This is a genomic window from Pseudoalteromonas simplex (assembly GCF_015278155.1).
Lineage (GTDB): Bacteria > Pseudomonadota > Gammaproteobacteria > Enterobacterales > Alteromonadaceae > Pseudoalteromonas > Pseudoalteromonas simplex.
In genome coordinates this window covers 382904-399259 of record NZ_JADILN010000002.1, presented here as the reverse complement: position 1 = coordinate 399259, position 16356 = coordinate 382904, and the positions used below count along the sequence as shown (strand labels likewise).

The following is a 16356-nucleotide window of genomic DNA, read 5'->3' as shown; positions in this document are numbered from 1 at the left end:
TTTTTATGCCTGTTTACAGGCGTGGATTTATTCGGTACGTTGGCTACAAACTGTTGCAATGAAGGAGTAATAATGGCGAAAATTCAGTATCCTAAACCACTTGTTCAAGGTGATAAAATAGCCATATGTGCTTTTTCATCAGGTGTTGATAAAGCCTTTCATGAGCGCTTAGACATAGTACTTAATGGCTTAACAGCCAAAGGTTTTATTGTTATTGAAGGTGCCTGCTTACGTCAGTCACACAATAGTGCAAAGCAACGTGCTGATGAGCTCATGCAGTATTTAACTGATGATTCAATCGCAGCCATCATGCCGCCATGGGGGGGCGATCTCACCATGGAAATTTTACCGCTTCTCGATTTTAATGCGATAAGTAAAGCAAAACCTAAATGGTTGGTTGGCTTTTCAGATATCAGCACGTTTGCATGTGCATTAACCACTCGTTGTGGCTGGGCAACCTTGCACGCTGCGAATTTAATGCAAATTCACCCTGACGATCCCGATGTTTATTTAGCAAATATATTCAGTGCCATGTCACTTGAAGAAAAACAGCAATTGCATCAAGTTGCTTCGCCTTTTTATCAGCAAAAGCAAATTGATTATAAAGCTAAGCCTGAGGCTCAATTTGACTATACTGCTCCTAGCCAATGGCGCTGTATTAACTATAAAGATAAACGCCAAATTGAAGTGTCTGGACGCTTAATTGGCGGCTGTTTAGATACGTTAGGTCTGTTGTTACCCTCTAATTATTATGCATTGCATGAATTTAAAAAGCAGTATGCGCCTGAGGGGTTAATTTTATACCTAGAAAATGCAGAGCTTAGTCCGATGGCTCTTGCACGTTGTTTGTTATCGTTAAAGTTGAATGATGTTTTTACTGATGTAAATGCGGTGGTATTTGGCCGCAGCCCTGCAATTAATAACGACTGCTACTTTGATGAGTACCAAGCAATAGAGCTCGCATTTAAAGGTAATTTATTCCCAGTTATCGTTGATGCCGACATTGGCCACGTAGCCCCAAATTTAGCACTAATTAATGGTGCTGTTGCCACAATAACTGCAGATTTGTGTGAAGGTATGGCGAGTAATGTGGTTGTGAAGACAATATGTAATTAAAGGAAGCTCTGATTGGCTAGAACTAGGTGACCAAGTTTGGTTTTGGGAGATATTAGTGTGAAAGTAAAATTATTATTGCTTGGCATGATATTACTTTTGTCCTGTTCAACTGCGAAAAGTGCTCTTTATGTAAATTCTGAAAGTTGTACAGTGAAGTTAAATAACACAGAAAAAAACTGGGGTTAATTACTCCATGCAGTTTAGTGAAAGTTCATGATAATTTATTGAATTTTAAGAAATATGGTGAAACAGAGGTTTATATTATTTCTGGGGCACCATCACCGTTAGATAAGCTGTCGAGATGGTCCGTAACAAAAGAAGATAACTGTTCACTAGAATATCAAGCTGTTATTGTTAATAATGAAACACTATCATTATCAAAGGTGAAGGATAAAACCTTGGTTTGCCCTAATTTAGGCTTGGATGAAAAAGTGTATAGGCAGTTTCTATCTGATTAAAAGCTTATAGGCTCATTTATAATAGCCATTCTAAGTTACGCCTACATTAAAAGGCGTAACTATTAAGGTTTGTTAAACAATCTTAATTACCGCATCTTTATCTAAACGCGATTTTGGTAATGCAGCATTATAGTCTTGCTCTGGCTCGTGATAACCAATAGCGAGTGCCACTTCACATACATAACCGCCTAATTCATCAGCAAAAAGCTCTCCGAGTAAGTCTTTATCGACACCTTCCATTGGTGTTGAATCTAAGCCTAAACGAGCCACTGTGTGCATAGTATTGCCTAAGGCAATGTAGGTTTGCGCTTTAGTCCAAGCAGCGTTATCACCTTGCTCATCTGTATTTAAATCAACAAAGGCGAAGGCACCAAATGCTTGCTCTTTGTTTTCAGCTTTTGTACGGCCATTAGCAATATCGGCATCAATTACTTTTTCATAATCAGCACGTTTATAGCTTGGGTTATAAGCAAATAAAATGGTGTGTGATGCTGCTTTTGCATGAACTTGGTTAAACTGAAACTTATTTGCAAAACTATCATGCAGACGCTGTTTACCTTGCTCTGATTCAATGACCACAAACTTCCATGGTTGAGAATTAATAGACGATGGCGATAAACGTAATGCTTCTAAAATTACAGCTAAGTCTGCTTGGCTAATTTGTTTTGAAGCGTCGTAACGTTTACTTGTATAACGGCGTTGTAAGTCAGAAATGATTGGGTGTGTCATGATTTGCTCCCGCATGTATAACAATTAGGTGCAGTTTACGCCTTGCATACTTTGCGATAAAGCGCATAATCGAATAAACATTATCAAAAATTTTTAGTTAATATGTTGGTTGAAGATCTCAAATTAATCCTCAAGGTTGCTGAGTTTCGTAGTATTACAACCGCAGCAGCCAAATTAGACATGCGAGCCGCTACCGCCAGCGCTGCTATTAAGCGTGTTGAAGCAGCGCTGGGTGCTGAGTTATTTGTTCGTACAACTCGTCATTTGCGGTTATCTGCGGCTGGGGAGCGCTTTTTACCTCAGTGTCAGCAAGCAGTGCTCATGCTAGACCAAGCCACACTTGCGTTAAAAGGTGAGCATGATGAAATTGAAGGGGAGCTAAGAGTCGCATTATCTTCAGATTTAGGCCGCAACATCATTATCCCATGGTTAGATGAGTTACTTGATGAGTATCCAAAGCTGAGTATGCGCCCGCATATTAGCGATAGTAATGTCGACTTTTACCGAGACTCCGTTGATTTTGCACTTAGGTATGGCTCTCCATCCGACTCAAATTTATATGGCTTTAAAATTTGTAATGTTCCGCGGCTGTTATGTGCAACCCCTGAGTACATTGCCGAACATGGCACGCCGACACATCCCGATGAATTAAATCAGCATCAAGGCCTATTTTATCAACTACAAGATATCATCAATAATGTTTGGGAATTTACCGATGGAACCGAGCGTTTTAAGGTGAAAATGCAAGGCCGTCGAGCATCTAATGATGGTGATTTGGTAAGGCGTTGGTGTGTGGCTGGTAAAGGCCTAGCGGTTAAATCATGTATTGATATCAGTGATGATTTACTAAGTGGGCGGGTAGTGCCAGTGATGAAAAATTATCCCCACTTATGTGCAGAGCTTTGGCTAATATGCCCAAGTCGACAGTCCATTACACCCGCGGTTCGTCTAGTGCGTGATATATGCCGAGAAAAAACCAAGGCGATCCTCAATCAACTGATTGAAAAAGGCATATTAGATAAGCGGGTACTCGATAACTAATTACTTTAGGTATAGAATAGCTTGGCTTATTCATCTTATTGATTAAGCAACATTCTCAGGGCGGGGTGAAATTCCCCACCGGCGGTATACTTTAAATTTAAGTGAGCCCGCGAGCGCTTTAACTTTGGTTAAAGGTCAGCAGATCTGGTGAGAGGCCAGAGCCGACGGTGATAGTCCGGATGAAAGAGAATATAGTTTATCTATAAAACAGTAATTGGCTGCCTGCGGGTGGTCTTTTTTGCTGTGCCTTTCAATGTCCTGAATCTTTTCATATTTAATTTAATAGGTATTAAAAATGATGATTCAGTCTTCTTTACTTAGCCAATTTGGCGAACCACTTGAACGCGTTGAACGTGCTATTGCTGCCTTGCAGCAAGGTGAAGGCGTACTTGTAGTAGATGACGAAAACCGTGAAAACGAAGGTGATTTTGTGTATTCAGCACAGCACCTGACCACAGAGCAAATGGCCATGATGATCCGTGAAGGCAGCGGTATTGTGTGTCTTTGCATGGGCGATGAGCGTGTTAAACAGCTAGATTTACCACAAATGGTTGAGCATAACACCAGCCAGAACAAAACAGCTTATACAGTGACCATTGAAGCTAAAACGGGCGTGACAACCGGCGTTTCAGCAGCTGATCGTGTAACCACCATTAAAGCGGCAACAGCTGACAATGCAAAGCCTGAAGATTTGTCTCGTCCAGGACATGTGTTTGGGCTGCGAGCACAAACGGGTGGTGTATTAGTGCGCCGTGGCCATACCGAGGCATCCGTTGATTTAATGCAGTTAGCGGGTTTAACACCGTTTGGTGTTATTTGTGAATTAACGAATCCAGATGGTTCAATGGCTCGCTTGCCTGAAGTTAGCAAGTTTGCCTGTGAGCACAACATGCCTGTTGTATCGATTGAAGATTTAGTTGCCTATATCCAAGCAACGCAAAAACAGGCTTGCTAAAAGCTTTAAGCCGTAAGTAAAAAAATAAGGCCACTCTTGTGGCCTTTATTTATTGTAATTTCTCAATAGCGTGTTTAGCACTTTCACTGTCAGGATTAAGTTTTAGCGCACTTTTGTAACTTGCTAATGCTTTTTGTTTATCACCAGCTGCTAAATATGCTTCACCTAAACTGTCAAACGTATTTGCTGAATCTGGATAAGATTGATTGTTGAGTTCAAACACCGTGATTGCGGCGTCTAGCTCATCCATCTGCATTAATTCATAGCCAAAGTAGTTTAGCGACCTTTCTCTAGGCGTATTACCCTCACTCACCATTTGCTGATAGGTATTCTTTAACCCTGCAATACCTTCATGTTTAAATGCGTTATAAAGTTTACTATCTGCATGCTCTGTCGCTTTTTCGTAGGGGTTGCCATAGTAGATTTCAAGTAAGCCATTAGTCATGGGTGTGAGTGGCGCACCACCGGTGTTATTTAAAATAATAACCAGTAATTTGTCTTCGATTATTCTACTTATAAATGCATTAAAACCATTAATACCACCGCCATGTTGGATACGTGTTAGGGGCTTTCCGTAGGTGCTTTTATCAAGGTTTGTAACTTCCCAACCAAGCGCATAATTTCTTTGCTCAGAAACTTGATACATCTGTTTTTTATATTTGTTGTTCAATAACTTACCTGTGTAGAGAGCTTGATCCCATTTTAGTAAATCTCGTGCTGTTGAATACATTGACCCAGCAGCATACGGGATAGACATATCTAAATAATCAGTATTGCTATAGCCTGCTAGGCCATTGTCGTAACCTGATACGCGAAATTTAATGATTTTATTGTGAGAGTCATAGCCTGTATCCTTCATATCGAGTGGATCTAAAATATTCTTCTGTAATACGTCTTGATATTTTTGACCTGTTACCTTTTCGATTACCGCACCTAAAATAAAATAGCCAGAGTTGCTATAACGAAATTCAGTGCCAGGCTCGAACACTAGATCATCACTACATAGCAAGCGAATAAATTCATCAACACTGTAAGGGTTTCGGCTGTACTCATCACGAAAAGATTTTGCCTGAGTATAATTTCCAAGACCTGAGGTGTGATTAAGTATTTGGCGAAGGGTAATTTTAGTGGCTATATCTTTTCTGTAATCAGGGAGGTATGTTGCAAGGTGATCATCGAGTTTGAGTTTACCATCTTGTGCCAATTGCAGAATTAACATGGCGGTAAACTGTTTGGTAATTGAACCAATTCTAAATTTACTTTTATTACTATGTTTTATACCCCATTCAAAGTTGGCATAGCCAACGCTTTGTTCAAACAGTACTTTTCCATCCTTTGCAACTAACACATTGCCATTAAACTGCTTAAAGTTATGAAAGCCATTAATAAAGTCAGCCATCTCTGCTTGCATGTTTTGGCTATGTGCGAGGCTTGAAATTGCGACTAAATAAAAAACTACAAGCAACCTTAGTTTATTAAAGAATATGTTCATTGCTTTCCTTGTTATTTGTTGGTTACATTAATCGATGTAAAACTTCATTGCGCATGGCTTGATTGATAAGGCTGACCATTCTGGTGTGGTTCAAATTACTGTAATGCACTACAGATACACTCTTATTTTGAAGCGCTTGCCAATAACCAGCTGGGCTTATTGGGTCTGCGTTACTGACATAGAGTGTGGTTCTATTAGCTGATTGTTTGCTGTTCAGTAGGGCGAATAAATCAAGCTGTGTTTCATCAATAGCACTGTCTTGAATTACATCTTTTGCTGCGTTTTTAAAATCATTATCTTTGACAAAGTAGCTTAAGGTGGGGTGATAACTTTTAGCTACGGACATTAATGCGGTGTCAAAATGCACTATTGGTGCAACCATTATCTGTTGCTTTACATTAGGCATTTGCTTTGCAAGTTGCATTGCGGCAATACTGCCCATTGAATAACTTAAAATATCAATTTGTTGGTATTGGTTGGTATTTAAAAAATGCTTTAATACATCAAGACTATTTAGACCAAACTTGAATTCACTATATTGATTGCTCGCAGGCATTAGGATGACATCTTTGCCAGTAAAATGGCTTAGCCAACGAGCTTGAAAGCTATAAATCAAACTACTCACACCATAACCTGGGAATAGTATAATTGCTGAATCGTTTTTCTGTTTGGCACCATTTATAGAGGTCAAAGTTGTTTCAAATGTTTCCATTTCCTCTTTTGATTTAAGTTGAAAAGTTATGCCAAATTGTTCACCTTGCTCAAAATATTCGATTAAATCATTATGGGAAAATATTCTAACTGCTAAACATTCATGTGTAGTGTTACATGTTTTTCGAGGTATGCCTTCGTAAACGGTATTCAACATTGGGTCGTCAGGGCCACCGTAAGATATCTCTTCTACAGGTTGAGTGATTTGATAAGCAATAAAACTCTGACAACCACTGAGGACTGAAATATAAAAAATGCAGAGGATAAAGCGCATAATTCCCTTTGTTGTTATTGTAGTACTTCCATTTCTTACAACAACTTACCAATCAAGCAGCAATAATGCAATCGGATAATATTTGAACAAGGGTTGTACGAGGATTGTATTACCACCTAGCGGTAAATCCACGGTTATCTATGTGAACAAAACCACCGTGGTGGGAGGCGGGTTTATAGCGGCCAATACCGCCATTATAGCGACTCTGTTTTTGGAACTTTTCAAACACTTTATAAAGCACATCTACATCAGCAATCGTTAGTTTACCATCGCCGTTTAAATCGTCCATTCGGCCATCACCATCTTCGTCTACATATAGGTCAAAGGCATCGCCGTATTGGTGTCGGCTGTGTTTGCCATTACCAATTGAGCGATTGTAATGGGGTGTTCTATAGCCGCTGATAAAGGCAAATTTGCTTACTTTAATCCCTTCATTTTGTACAAACGAGAGCAGATCTTCGAGCATCATCAAGCCATCGTTGTTGACATAAAGATACTTTGGAAAGCCACTCACTTGCTTACAAATTACATTTTTAACTTGCACATGAGGAGTCAGTTGGCGTGTTAGGTCTTTCTCAAAAATTTCTATAAACCCGTTTGGCGCACTGTATTGTGTATAGCCTTTATAAGGCGCAGGGTAGAGGCCGATTTGGTAATTATTCAATTGCTTATTGTTAGCATTGAATGGTTTTTTCACTATAACGAGTAAGCGTTTGCTCGTTTTTTTGTTACTCAGTACTAGGCTATAAAACCCTGCATTTTCTGGGGCATAAACGGCAATGCTATTTGGCCCTAATCGCTCTGTCTCAACATCTGAAACTTCAGTTGGAGTAAAATCAGCCGTGTTATCAATTGTTAGCACTTGTTTTGCATCAAGTACAAGGCTGTGCAGCGAATCAGTTAATTCAATGGCAGCAACAGAGCATGTAGTTAACGCTAAGCACACACTAAAAATAATACGGCTGAAATACATAGTGACCTCTAAATTGTATTGTTTGCTAATGGTGTGGTGAGTGCTTTTAATAACGCGCCATCACGATTATAAACGTCGGTATAAAATTGTAGGCCCTCGTCGTTACCCGCAACGGTCCAATACATTAAAAGTACATCCAGCGGTTTTGATAAGCTGACTTTTTTAGTTTCTTTTGCAGCAATGGCGTCATCAATTTCACTACGGCTCCAATTATCTGAGGTTTCTAATATTTTCTCAGCTAAGGTGAATGGGTCATCAACTCTTACACAGCCGTGGCTGAATGCACGTTGGTCTTGCTGGAATAAACTTTTTGCAGGGGTATCGTGCAAATAGATTGAGTATTTATTTGGGAACATAAACTTGATTTGCCCTAATGAATTATTCTCTGAAGGCTGTTGTACAAACCAATACGGGAAGTTTTTGCGGCTAGCATTCGGCCAATCAATACTCTCGCTATCAACTGGGTTACGGCGACTATCAACCACAACAAAGTCTTTCTCGTTTAAGTAATTTGGGTTTTCTTTCATTTTTTTGATGATGCCACCTGAAATACTCCGCGGTACTGTCCACGTTGGATTCATCACGATATAACTCATTTGCCCTTTAAAAATTGGGGTTTTGGTGTAGTTTCTGCCTACAACTACGTTGGTTTGCCATTTCAATTTGTTGTCTTCAAACAAGTACAGCAAGTAGCCTGCGATATTTACCACTAAGAAGCGCTCTGTGAGCGTGTTATCAACCCAACGAATGCGCTCTAGGTTTACTAAAATATCATTAACGTACTCACTGTAATCTTTGTTGAGTAGTTTTAACGTCGCATTGCCAATCACACCATCATCAGCAACTTGATGGGCATTTTGAAAGCGTTTAACTGCTGTGACTAGCTCATCGTTATAATCAGTGGCATCACTGTTACTGCCGTCAAAATACTTTAGTCGTTTTAACTTTTGTCTTAAAAGCGGTACTGCTGGGTCTGATTGTCCGGGTTTTAATACCTTATTTTGCAGTGCGAAGTCAGGTAACTCGCCAGTGGCATCAAGCTCTCGATAAAACACAAGGGCGTCTTTTAAACGCTTATAATGAGGCAAAACAGGTTTTAGGTTTTCAAGCCCTTTATCAAGGCTTTTTGATTTTACATGTTTAAGTAATGAGGTTGCTGCAGCATCTGGGCTAACATCAAACTGTTCATAGTTCCATGTGGCTGCCAATTGTTTTGGGTTTACCTTTCCGCGTATTAAGTGTTTTGCATAGGTCATCACGGCATCTGTCATCAGTACATCAAACTGGGCTTCGACGGCATCTGCTCCGCGTTTCTCTATTTCGTTGGCCAGCGCCATTAATGTATCAAAGTGATAGTCGTTAGGAGATAGCCCTTCAAGTTCTGCTTGCGCAATTAAATTGAGCGCTTGTTTGGCATATTTGCTGTCATCCCATACTCGTTCAAAACTATTTGCTTTATAGGTGGCAACAGTCATTTCTGGGGAGTGGATTTGTTGTCCTTCTATATTGTGAGATTCACCAATCAGAATAGGTTCAAGCTGTTGTTGCAAGTATTGGTTCTCAGCAAGCACTGGCATACAAATTGATAAACAACTGAGCAAAGCTGTGTAGTGCAGAATTTTCATAGCTATGTCCTTATAACGTATTTAGTTATTTTTTGAATTGTTTCTTTTTTGCTCATTTAAGCTTAGCAAAACAACAGGGTTTATAGGAACATATTTTTAAATAAAAAACGCTTGGCAAGTAAGCTTGCCAAGCGCTCGGTTGGGATTTTGAGAGGGGATTAATGACTGGTTGTTTGTAATTTTGCTTCTGGCTCTGCTTTTTTACCTCTTAGCTTGCCAATTAAGCGTTTGAAGTCTTCTAACGCGACGTACTGACAAGGGATTAAAATAAGCGTAATGACCGTTGCAAATAACACCCCGAATGCTAGAGATACAGCCATTGGGATAACGATTTTTGCTTGTAAGCTTGTTTCCATAATGATTGGTAATACACCAATAAAGGTTGTAATCGAGGTCAGTAATATTGCTCTAAAACGACGCGCACCGGCTTGCATTACAGCCTCTTTGATTGCAACACCTTCGGCGCGGGCTTTATTTACAAAGTCGACCATCACTAGCGAGTCGTTTACGACAACACCTGCAACAGCGATGATACCGAATACTGATAGGCTACTCATTGTCATACCTAAGATCATGTGGCCAAACATTGCACCAATGACACCGAATGGAATAACCGACATGATGATAAATGGCTGTGAGTACGAGCGAAGTGGAATAGCAAGTAACGCAAAGATAATCATCATTGATAAAGCAAAATCACGTACTTGTTCTGCCACACTATCCATCTCTTCTTGAATACGACCTGCCACATTACTTTCTACACCAGGGTAGCTTTTCAGTAGGCTAGGTAAGTATTCGTCACGAATTTCTTTTGCAATGGCAAATGGTTCAGCTTGGTCAGTATTAACCGCAGCCCAAACGTTTACAGTACGTTTAGCGTTCTCACGGCGAATACGGTTTACACCATCTACAATGTTAACTTTAGCAACTTCAGCAAGCGGTACTTCAACACCCGTTGGCGTGATGATACGCGCATCTGTGATGTCACTTACTGCGTTACGCGATTCACGAGGGTAGCGGATCATTACTTTGATCTCTTCACCGTCACGTAAAATACGTTGCGCTTCTAAACCGTAGTAGCTAAAGCTAACTTGTGATGCTACATCTGATAGAGTTAGGCCTAGGCTGTAAGCGAGTGGTTTAAGTTCAAGTTGAACCTCGTCAGTTGCAGATTGTAGTGAGTCATTTACATCGCCTACGCCTTGCATGCTATTTAGCTTTTCTTTTAACTTAGCAGCCACTTCTTTGAGCTTATTGATATCTTTGCCTTCTAAGCGAAAGCTCACATCACCGTCATCACGACCACCGTTCATGATACTGTCTTCAATATTCAGCGTTTTCACACCTGGCAGTGGTGGCATTTGCTCACGCCACATTGCACTTAATTGGAAGGTATCAATAGGGCGTAAGTCTGGTTCAACCAAAATCGCCATAATGCGTGCACTTGTTCGACCGCGTAAACTAACCGATAAATCGCGGATCATTGCTTGACCATATTGCTCTTCAAGTTGTTTATCGACATCTAAAATCAGCTTTTCAATTGTTTGCGCTGTCTCAAGGGTTGCTTGCTCAGACGAAGATAAGTTCATTTCAACTGAGATACGTGGGAAATCATGTGGAATTTTAGGGTTCGCAACAAATTTCACTAAGCCACCAGCGAACATACCGCCACTAACAATAAGTACACAGATAAAGCCAACAATCACGGTGTAACGGTAATGAATACAGCGACCAATAAATGGTGTGTAGTAATTATCAACAAAGTTCTTGAGGCCTTTATCCATACCTAAACGTAAGCGGTGTAATGGATTTTTAGGGTTCGCAGGTTTATTTTTCATGGCTGCTAAGTGAGCCGGTAAAATTAGTTTTGACTCAATTAGTGAGAAAATTAAACATAGGATAATTACACCACCAATGGCTTTAGAAAACGCAGAGCCAGGGCCTGATGCCAGTGTTTGTGGTAAAAATGCGGCAATTGTAGTTAACACACCAAAGGTTGCAGGAATAGCAACGCGTTTTACGCCGCGTACTACGTTATCTAGGCTGTGACCGTGCTTTTCAATTTCAGCACTGGCTGACTCACCGACGACAATAGCATCATCAACGACTATCCCGAGCACCAGTATAAATGCGAATAAAGAAGCTAAGTTAACCGTGATATCTATAAAGCCAAGTGGCATCATTAAAAATGCACCTAGGAATGACACAGGTAAGCCCATCATTACCCAAAACGCTAAGCGTAGTGGTAAAAATAGCGCCAGTACCACCATCACTAAAATACCACCCCAAATCATGTTGTCGATCATCATATTTAGACGACCTTCAAGATAGTAAGTTAAATCAACAATCGGTGATAGTTTTACACCTGCTGGTAACTGTGGTGCTTTATCTGCTAGGTATTTTTTTAATACCGCAGCAACTTTAGTGATGTCTTGATCTTTCGACGCATTTACTTCAAAAGTCAGTGAGTTTTTACCGTTGTACTTAGAGTATTGTAAGCCTTCTTCAAAGCCGTCGTTAATTGTTGCTACATCACCTAAGAAAACTTGTGCACCATCTGGTAAGTGTAATAAAGGCAGATTTTCGAACTCTTTACCACGATACGCTTGATTTTCAACACGCATCGAAATGTAGCCATTTTCAGAGCGAATTTGACCTGCTGACATATTGGCAGAGAAACTGCGAACGGCTGTGGCAATATCACGGAAAGTTAAACCGTACTCACGTAGTTTATCTGGGCTAATTTCGATGCCAATTTCGTAGTTTAAGCCACTGTAAAAGTTGACCAAGTTAATTTGTGGTAAAGCTTGTAGCTCATCTTTAATATCATTACCAAGTTCTTTGAGCTGGTAGTTACTCATATCGCCATACAGCGCGAGTATCATCACTTCTTGCTCAAACTTTTCGCGGCGAACAATTGGGCGTTCCATCTCTGCAGGGAAGGTATTGATTGAATCAACCTGCATCTTAATTTCATCGAGTACTTCTTGCGGGTCGTACTTTTCTTCGATTTCGATCCAAGCTTGTGAAAAACCACGGTTCGAATAGGTAATTAAACGTTTAATGCCTTCGAGGCCTTCTAAAGACTCTTCGACCTTAATGGTGATGCCTTCTTCTACCTCTTGCGGCGCAGCCCCTGGGTAGACAGCTTGAATACTGATCCAGTTACTCTCAAATTGTGGGAACATTTGCTTACGCACCGACATTGCCGTCAATAAGCCACCCACTAAAATGAAAATCATAAGTAAGTTTGCAGCAACTGGGTTGCGAGCAAACCAGGCAATAAGCCCTTTTTCTCTGTGCGTGGTCATGGCTTATTCCTCTTTTAACGCTAACTGCGTTGTTGGCACACTCAGTGTTGCGTCATCTAACTTGACCGCCATGCCTTCAGTTGGGTATTCAAGTGCCGATGTAATAAGTTGCTCACCGTTAGCAAGGCCATTATCGGCGATCACCATGCCATTTTGTTCGCGAACGATGTTAAGTGTTTTAAAGGTAAGCGTTTCGCCATCTTGTAAAACAGCGACTTTTTTATCTTTAACTAAATGGTGCGGAACAACAATCGCGTTGTCTAACGCTCGGCCTTCGATAGTGGCGTTAATGTATGAGCCAAAACGTAATGGCTGCTTTTGCTCATAAGGCGTTGCTACTTGTGCTACTAAATAATTCATGCGGCTACGTTGGTCAACAACTCCTTCGCTACGAACAATAGTTGCTTGCCACGTTGTTTGTTTACCTGCAAATTCAGCATTAATTGATACGCTTGCACCAATTCCTTGGTTATTTAGGTATTGCAGATCTTTATCAGCAACAGGTAAACGAATTTCAGCCAGTGACGTTGAGCTCAGGCTACCAAAGCTGTTACCTGGGTTTACCACACTACCTAGACTAATCAGGCGTTCGTCGATAATCGCATTGTAAGGCGCTTTAATATATGTGCGCTCAAGATTACGTTTAGCGCGTTTTACACTCGCTTGCGCAGCACGATAACTTGCAAGTTTTTCAGCAAGTTGTGGTTTACGTAAATAAAGCTCAGAAGGGATAACTTGGTTTGAGTCACCTTTGATGCGGTCCCACTCAGCTTGCGCAACTGACACCTGTGCACGTTCTATCTCAAGTGCAGAGCTTGCTTGGGCTAGTCCTGCTTCTGCTTCAATGAGTGCTGCTTCGTAATCATTTGGGTCAATACGTGCTAGAATGTCGCCTTGCTTAACAAATCCACCTTGTACAAATTGATCTGATAACGACACAACCTGACCACTTACTTGCGCAACAAGCTCAGTTTGGTTTTTAGGTTTAACGATACCGTATGATTTTACATCAAGGGTAATGGCGTCAAAGCTTAACGGTTTGATTGATACAAGCGGGCGCAGATCTTGTTCTGGTTTTTCTACTGGCGGTTGCTTCATTGAGGCAAATGCGAATGCCATTCCAAGTCCGCCGACTAATACGGCGATAGGGAGAATGATTTGTTTTTTACTAGCCACGGGATAGTCCCTCACGGTTGACGGTAATTAAAAATAAATTTGATAGGCTAAGCATACGCAATAAAGTGTTTACAAGGCGTTTGAAGATGTAACAAACCATTACACATATTTCAAAGGCGCTACAAAGGTTCTATAAGAGGTACTCAATGACAGATCAAATGGCATGCAGATTAGGCTGTGGCGCCTGTTGTATTGCACCCAGTATTAGCTCACCGATCCCAGGAATGCCCAATGGGAAAGCAGCGGGAGAGCGCTGTATTCAGCTTGATGATAATAACCTATGTAAATTATTTGGTGATGAATCAAGGCCTAAGGTGTGTAGTGACTTTTCTGCCACTATTGATGTGTGCGGCACGACAAATGAGCAAGCGTTGTATTTAATTACCGAGCTTGAGCAGATGACTTAAAAAAGATTAAACCTTTAACACTTTTTAACGGTTACTGGGATCAGTTGTGTTTTATAACTAAAGTTTTCTTTATGGCGTTTAATATAATTTTGGTTGTGGTTTGATAGATATCTCGGAAAGTAACGTGACACAATAATGCCAGTCAATTGACTGGCATTATTGTTTTTGCTTACCACGTATAGGTAGCGCTAAGAGTGTATTGTTCGCCGCGGCCTGGGGTACCCGGGACTTCTTCGAAAGATTCATCCCAAATGTTGTCAGCTGCAAAGGTAACAAACACATTATCAAGCTGAGCTGGGGTGAATTTTAGCGTTAACTGCGTGAAGAAGGCTTCATCATCAGAGTTACGTAAGCGGTTACTATGTTGCTTACGCCATTCGTTATCGATACGCAGCTCAAGCACATCCATTGGTTGCCATACTGCACCCAGTGTTACACGGTGATCAGGGTAGTTAAGCGCATAAAAGCTCGCATCAATATCTGCCGTGCCATAGTCTTCTGACTTTTCTAAATAGGTGTAGCTGGCAATTAACTCAGTGCTTTCGAACGTTTTATTCGCTAAAAACTCAACGCCTAAGGTGTCTATATCAACCGGGTTTGCAAAACGTGCTGAGGTTGCATCAAAGCGATATGTCCAATCCGTAAGGTTTTTATCTTTACGGTAGAAAATAGCTGAATCTAAACGCCATGAAGACTGCTCAATCAGTAAACCTAATTCAAGGTTATCGGTGGTTTCGCGCTCAAGGCTGTAGTTACTTCTGAATAATCCGCCCGTTTCGCTGCCGCCAATAGCGGTATAACCGGGAACTTGTGTTGCCTCGGCGTATGATGCATACCAAGTATGTTCACTGCCATTTTGATGAGCTACTTTAAGGCTGGCATCGGCAATAAAAGAGGTATCTGAGCTATCACGGTTCGTATCATCCAATGCAGCACCAACACGTACAGTAAGCTCTTTGTTCGCTGTAAGGGCTGATTTGTACTCAGGTAAGATACTTAACTTGGTATAATTGCGAGACGTAAAGTTGTTTTCAAGAGACGTTGATTCAATTTCATCAGCAATAAATTGCCCTGCATAATTAATTGCATAGTGGTCATTTAAACGGTGACGTCCAGAGAGTGCCAATGACTTAACGGTGGTTTCGTGAAACGCTTCAAAAATAGCTGGGTTTTCACGAGACAACACGTAATGGTCGTTATGTTTACGATAATAGCCAGTCACTTCAAAGGTATTGCTCTCACCATACATTTGTTTGTGATTGAGCATGAAAAGCTTGGTTTCAAGGTCTTCGGTTTCATTAAAATTAAATGGCGTGTATAGATTTGGCCAACCAAAAAACTTCTCTTGGCGGCCGAACATTAAATCGGTTTGCGAGGTAGAGCTTGCAAGTTGAATACGCGCTGAGGCACGTTCAAAGTCGTGGTCGCCATTATCAATTGAGCCATCACTTTTTGAGTGCGAGTATTCCCCTTCAAAGCCTAATCGCCAATCTGGTTTACTATCCAGCTTTTGGCTATGGGCAGCATGAATGCTTTGTAAATTAAAGCCATTCGTACCTGTGCCAAGTGAAACGCTGCCAGTGCTTGTGATAGGGCGCCAGCCAAATGAAACTGTGCCAACCGAACTATTCATACCATAAAGGGCATTATCAGCCCCTGTAAGCACTGAAGGGCCTGTTAGCATTTGTGGCGCAATTGGAATTTCAGCAAAGTAGTGACCAGATTGCGGGTCGAATAATGTACTGCTACCAACACGAAAGCCAGTATTTTCGAAGATACCACCACGAATGGTGACATCAGCTTGTGCTTCAGCCATATTACGCGATTGTAAATCGACACGTGGGTCATATTCTAAGTTTGATACCGGCGCATCAAAGGTCCCAACAGGCTCTTTATTTGCGGTTGCTGAAACTTCAACGGTGATTTGTTCAATATTGTTGGTGTCTTCTGCTAGCACTGAGCAAGTGACGAATAAAGCGGGAAGTGTAAGCTGTACTGCGCGTACCATCTAAAACTCTCTATTATTTTGATTAACTCGTTGCAGTGGCTGTTAAGAGCGCACTGGAAATTGCAGGTATTGTATCTGAA

Annotated in this window: 13 protein-coding genes and 1 riboswitch; of the genes, 5 read left to right on the top strand and 8 right to left on the bottom strand. The window is 41.0% G+C overall.

Annotated elements, in window-relative coordinates:
• The first annotated feature begins 72 nt into the window (after nucleotides 1-72).
• On the top strand, nucleotides 73-1116 hold the full coding sequence (locus IRQ78_RS05645; protein WP_138600478.1) for a S66 family peptidase: 1044 nt from the start codon (nucleotides 73-75) through the stop codon (nucleotides 1114-1116).
• 203 nt (nucleotides 1117-1319) lie between these two features.
• Nucleotides 1320-1574, top strand: coding sequence for a hypothetical protein (locus IRQ78_RS05640; RefSeq protein ID WP_194441580.1), 255 nt, complete (start codon nucleotides 1320-1322; stop codon nucleotides 1572-1574).
• Nucleotides 1575-1646: 72 nt separating this feature from the next.
• Here the strand turns inward: IRQ78_RS05640 and IRQ78_RS05635 are convergent, their stop codons facing one another.
• The gene (locus tag IRQ78_RS05635; protein WP_194441579.1) at nucleotides 1647-2303 is read right to left on the bottom strand and encodes a nitroreductase family protein; all 657 of its coding nucleotides are present in this window, start codon (nucleotides 2301-2303) and stop codon (nucleotides 1647-1649) included.
• Between the two features lie 102 nt (nucleotides 2304-2405).
• Here IRQ78_RS05635 and IRQ78_RS05630 point away from each other — a divergent pair, with 102 nt between their 5' ends.
• Both IRQ78_RS05630 and ribB read left to right on the top strand, forming a co-directional pair.
• Nucleotides 2406-3344 carry a LysR family transcriptional regulator gene (locus IRQ78_RS05630; RefSeq protein ID WP_194441578.1) on the top strand — a complete coding sequence of 313 codons (939 nt, stop codon included), beginning with the start codon at nucleotides 2406-2408 and terminating at the stop codon, nucleotides 3342-3344.
• A 47-nt stretch (nucleotides 3345-3391) separates the two neighbouring features.
• A riboswitch (FMN riboswitch) is annotated at nucleotides 3392-3539 on the top strand.
• 106 nt (nucleotides 3540-3645) lie between these two features.
• Entirely contained in the window at nucleotides 3646-4299 is a 654-nt protein-coding gene (ribB, locus tag IRQ78_RS05625) for a 3,4-dihydroxy-2-butanone-4-phosphate synthase (RefSeq protein WP_095209697.1), read from the top strand.
• A gap of 49 nt (nucleotides 4300-4348) precedes the next feature.
• Here the strand turns inward: ribB and IRQ78_RS05620 are convergent, their stop codons facing one another.
• The 6 genes from IRQ78_RS05620 to IRQ78_RS05595 form a co-directional block, all read right to left on the bottom strand.
• Nucleotides 4349-5791 carry a serine hydrolase domain-containing protein gene (locus tag IRQ78_RS05620; RefSeq protein ID WP_194441577.1) on the bottom strand — a complete coding sequence of 481 codons (1443 nt, stop codon included), beginning with the start codon at nucleotides 5789-5791 and terminating at the stop codon, nucleotides 4349-4351.
• A gap of 22 nt (nucleotides 5792-5813) precedes the next feature.
• Complete coding sequence (locus tag IRQ78_RS05615) at nucleotides 5814-6776, bottom strand: alpha/beta hydrolase family protein (RefSeq protein WP_194441576.1); 963 nt, start codon at nucleotides 6774-6776, stop codon at nucleotides 5814-5816.
• A gap of 109 nt (nucleotides 6777-6885) precedes the next feature.
• Nucleotides 6886-7749 (bottom strand): D-Ala-D-Ala carboxypeptidase family metallohydrolase, encoded by an 864-nt coding sequence (locus IRQ78_RS05610; RefSeq protein WP_194441575.1) that lies wholly within the window; start codon nucleotides 7747-7749, stop codon nucleotides 6886-6888.
• Nucleotides 7750-7757: 8 nt separating this feature from the next.
• Nucleotides 7758-9374: a L,D-transpeptidase family protein gene (locus tag IRQ78_RS05605; protein ID WP_194441574.1), complete on the bottom strand. Its 1617-nt coding sequence runs from the start codon at nucleotides 9372-9374 to the stop codon at nucleotides 7758-7760.
• A 158-nt stretch (nucleotides 9375-9532) separates the two neighbouring features.
• A complete protein-coding gene (locus IRQ78_RS05600) occupies nucleotides 9533-12685 on the bottom strand; it encodes an efflux RND transporter permease subunit (protein WP_138600495.1) in 3153 nt (1050 codons plus the stop codon).
• Nucleotides 12686-12688: 3 nt separating this feature from the next.
• Nucleotides 12689-13861 carry an efflux RND transporter periplasmic adaptor subunit gene (locus IRQ78_RS05595; protein ID WP_138600497.1) on the bottom strand — a complete coding sequence of 391 codons (1173 nt, stop codon included), beginning with the start codon at nucleotides 13859-13861 and terminating at the stop codon, nucleotides 12689-12691.
• A 158-nt stretch (nucleotides 13862-14019) separates the two neighbouring features.
• Here IRQ78_RS05595 and IRQ78_RS05590 point away from each other — a divergent pair, with 158 nt between their 5' ends.
• Nucleotides 14020-14268, top strand: a complete 249-nt coding sequence (locus IRQ78_RS05590) for a YkgJ family cysteine cluster protein (RefSeq protein ID WP_054562006.1) — start codon at nucleotides 14020-14022, stop codon at nucleotides 14266-14268.
• Nucleotides 14269-14437: 169 nt separating this feature from the next.
• Here IRQ78_RS05590 and IRQ78_RS05585 read toward each other — a convergent pair whose 3' ends face one another.
• The gene (locus IRQ78_RS05585; RefSeq protein WP_194441573.1) at nucleotides 14438-16276 is read right to left on the bottom strand and encodes a TonB-dependent receptor plug domain-containing protein; all 1839 of its coding nucleotides are present in this window, start codon (nucleotides 16274-16276) and stop codon (nucleotides 14438-14440) included.
• Between the last annotated feature and the right edge of the window lie 80 nt (nucleotides 16277-16356).

Excerpts from the sequence above, each read along its gene's own strand:
- IRQ78_RS05600 (WP_138600495.1), bottom strand. The coding sequence starts at position 12,685 with ATGACCACGCACAGAGAAAAAGGGCTTATTGCCTGGTTTGCTCGCAAC.
- IRQ78_RS05590 (WP_054562006.1), top strand. The coding sequence starts at position 14,020 with ATGGCATGCAGATTAGGCTGTGGCGCCTGTTGTATTGCACCCAGTATT.
- IRQ78_RS05605 (WP_194441574.1), bottom strand. The coding sequence starts at position 9,374 with ATGAAAATTCTGCACTACACAGCTTTGCTCAGTTGTTTATCAATTTGT.
- IRQ78_RS05610 (WP_194441575.1), bottom strand. The coding sequence starts at position 7,749 with ATGTATTTCAGCCGTATTATTTTTAGTGTGTGCTTAGCGTTAACTACA.
- IRQ78_RS05620 (WP_194441577.1), bottom strand. The coding sequence starts at position 5,791 with ATGAACATATTCTTTAATAAACTAAGGTTGCTTGTAGTTTTTTATTTA.
- IRQ78_RS05615 (WP_194441576.1), bottom strand. The coding sequence starts at position 6,776 with ATGCGCTTTATCCTCTGCATTTTTTATATTTCAGTCCTCAGTGGTTGT.
- IRQ78_RS05630 (WP_194441578.1), top strand. The coding sequence starts at position 2,406 with ATGTTGGTTGAAGATCTCAAATTAATCCTCAAGGTTGCTGAGTTTCGT.
- IRQ78_RS05645 (WP_138600478.1), top strand. The coding sequence starts at position 73 with ATGGCGAAAATTCAGTATCCTAAACCACTTGTTCAAGGTGATAAAATA.
- IRQ78_RS05635 (WP_194441579.1), bottom strand. The coding sequence starts at position 2,303 with ATGACACACCCAATCATTTCTGACTTACAACGCCGTTATACAAGTAAA.
- IRQ78_RS05585 (WP_194441573.1), bottom strand. The coding sequence starts at position 16,276 with ATGGTACGCGCAGTACAGCTTACACTTCCCGCTTTATTCGTCACTTGC.